We start from the raw sequence: 2,288 nt of genomic DNA, 5'->3' as shown, positions 1-2,288 counted from the left end.
GATCTTTCGGTCGCGCGCGTCTTCGAAGGCCACATGAACGCCGTCAAGCTGGTCATGCTTTACGGCTGCGAGCGGCTCAGGGAAGAACTCGCCCGGCAGGTGCACGATGGCACCCTGCTCGGGGTTTGGGGCGCGGATGACCCTGACGATCCGATCCGGATCGAGCGGGCGGGCGACGGGCTCGTCCTCCGGGGAGCGAAGCGGTTTGCCTCGGGCCTTCGCCTCGTCGGCAGCGCCGTCATCACCGCGGGCGACGGCGACGACCTGCAGATGATGCTGGTGCCGACGCGCGATGATGCTCGGGCCGATCCCACCGGGTGGCGAATGAGCGGGATGAGCGCCACCCAGTCGGGAAGATACGACTTCAACGGCGTGAAGCTGCAGGATCACCTTCTGGTCGGGAAGCCCGGCGACCTGCTTGCAGAACCCTGGTTCGAAGGCGGGATCTGGCGCTATTGCGCGGCCCATCTCGGAGCCGCCGAAACGCTTCATTCCGAAATGTGCAAGGCCTTGAGCGCGCGCGACCGGCACCGCGACACCAACCAGCAGGCGAGGATCGCCCAAAGCGCGATCGCGATCGAGACCATGCGGCTCTGGCTGCGGCGATGCGCGATCGAGGTCGAGGCTGCCGACGCGGGGCCGGACAAGGCGGCCCTTTCGCTGTTTGCCCGCGAAGTGACCGCGAACGAATGCCGCAGGATCATCTCGCTGGTCGAGCAATCGCTGGGCATGGCCGCTTTCGTCGAGGGCAGTGTGATCGACGCCATGCGGCGCGATCTTTCGCTTTTCCTGTGCCAGGCCCGGCCCGACGCCAAGCGCGCGGCCGCAGTGGACATGCTGCTCGCGCGATCGACGCTGGTGGAGGAGCTATGAGTGTGCCGCAGAGCGCGGAAGGCTCGGTGCTGGGAGCATCGCGCACGGCCGTGCCGGTCGATATCGAGAGCCTGGCGCCGCCGGGCGCGCTGCTCGTCATCGCCCCCCATCCCGATGACGAGACGCTCGGCTGCGGGCAGGCTCTCTCTGCGGCAGCTGCTGCCGGGCGCGACATCTTGCTGGTCCTTTTGACCGACGGCGAAGCCTCGACGCCCGGCAAGACGCCCGCCGAACGCAACCGCCTTGTCGCGCAACGTCTCGACGAGCTTCGCAACGCCCTCTCTCTGCTCGCACCGGGCAAGCGGATCCGCATCGAGCGCACACGGCTTCCCGACGGCAAAAGCACGCCTTGCGATCTTGCGATCGACCGCGCGGAGGAATTGCTCGTCGATGCCCGCAAGATGAAGGTGGCCGCCGTCTGGTCGACGTGGCGCGGTGATCCGCACTGCGATCACCAGACCGCCGCAATCATCGGGCGACGCCTGGCCGAAAGACTGGGAGTTCCATTCTGGACCTATCCGGTCTGGGGCCGTTTCGGAGAGCGCCCCCATCCCGGCGAGCTTCGCCTGTTCGCTGACGACAGCGCCGCCTTGCGCAAGCAGTCGGCAATGCAATGCTATCGCTCGCAACTCGATCAGACCGCGCCGCCTGCCGCCGGCGAATTCAGGATGCCTCCAGCGCTTGTCGATCATTTCGCGACGCATCCGGAGATATTCTTCCGTGAGTTCTGATCCGGAAGGACGCGAAGCGGTTTTCGATGCAATCTTCGCCTCCGAGGCTGACCCGTGGGCGTTCGAGAGCAGCGCCTATGAACGCGAGAAACGCAGCGCCACGATGGCGGCGCTGGACCGCCGGCAATTCGGCAGCGCCTTCGAGGTCGGCTGCGCGAACGGCCTGCTGACGCGCGAGCTGACCCCGCGCTGCAAGTCGCTGCTGGCCGTCGATGTCTCGTCAAAGGCGCTGGATCGCGCGCGGGTGCGGCTGTCGGGCTGCGACCATGTCGAGTTCATCAAGGGCAACGTGCCGCATGACTGGCCGGTGCGGACCTTCGACCTGATCGTGCTGTCGGAAGTCCTCTATTTCCTCTCCGCCGAGGAGGTTGCGCTCACCTCGAAGAAGGCTCGCAGGTCGCTGGAGCCGGAAGGCAGCTGTCTGCTCGTGAACTGGACCGGCCCTACCGATCTTCCGCTTGACGGCCATGATGTCGTCAACCTGTTCGAGGCATCGGCAGATTGGCGCAGCACCTTTCGCCTCGAGGCGCCCAATTACCGCATCGACCGCTTCGGGATGTGATCCGGCCCATCGCTTCGGGAACTCAGGGGCGATCTGTGATAACCTATGTGAAAGGCGCAAGCAAACCAGAGGGATAATGAATGCCAAACTTTGAAAGGGTTCGACCGCTGGTTCACAACCTG

At 65.5% G+C, this 2,288-nt stretch carries 3 protein-coding genes; all 3 read left to right on the top strand.

What is annotated here, in order from left to right:
- Nucleotides 1-873 (top strand): acyl-CoA dehydrogenase (locus V2I30_RS00535; protein WP_330660109.1); only part of this gene is annotated, 873 nt, incomplete at its 5' end.
- Nucleotides 870-1,604, top strand: a complete 735-nt coding sequence (locus tag V2I30_RS00530; protein WP_330660108.1) for a PIG-L deacetylase family protein — start codon at nucleotides 870-872, stop codon at nucleotides 1,602-1,604. The genes V2I30_RS00535 and V2I30_RS00530, both read left to right, overlap by 4 nt.
- Entirely contained in the window at nucleotides 1,594-2,166 is a 573-nt protein-coding gene (locus tag V2I30_RS00525) for an SAM-dependent methyltransferase (RefSeq protein WP_330660107.1), read from the top strand. Before V2I30_RS00530 ends, V2I30_RS00525 begins: the two co-directional genes overlap by 11 nt.
- Nucleotides 2,167-2,288: the final 122 nt, after the last annotated feature.

This window comes from Erythrobacter sp., from assembly GCF_036351135.1.
Lineage (GTDB): Bacteria > Pseudomonadota > Alphaproteobacteria > Sphingomonadales > Sphingomonadaceae > Erythrobacter.
This window is presented reverse-complemented; position numbering and strand designations above follow the sequence as displayed.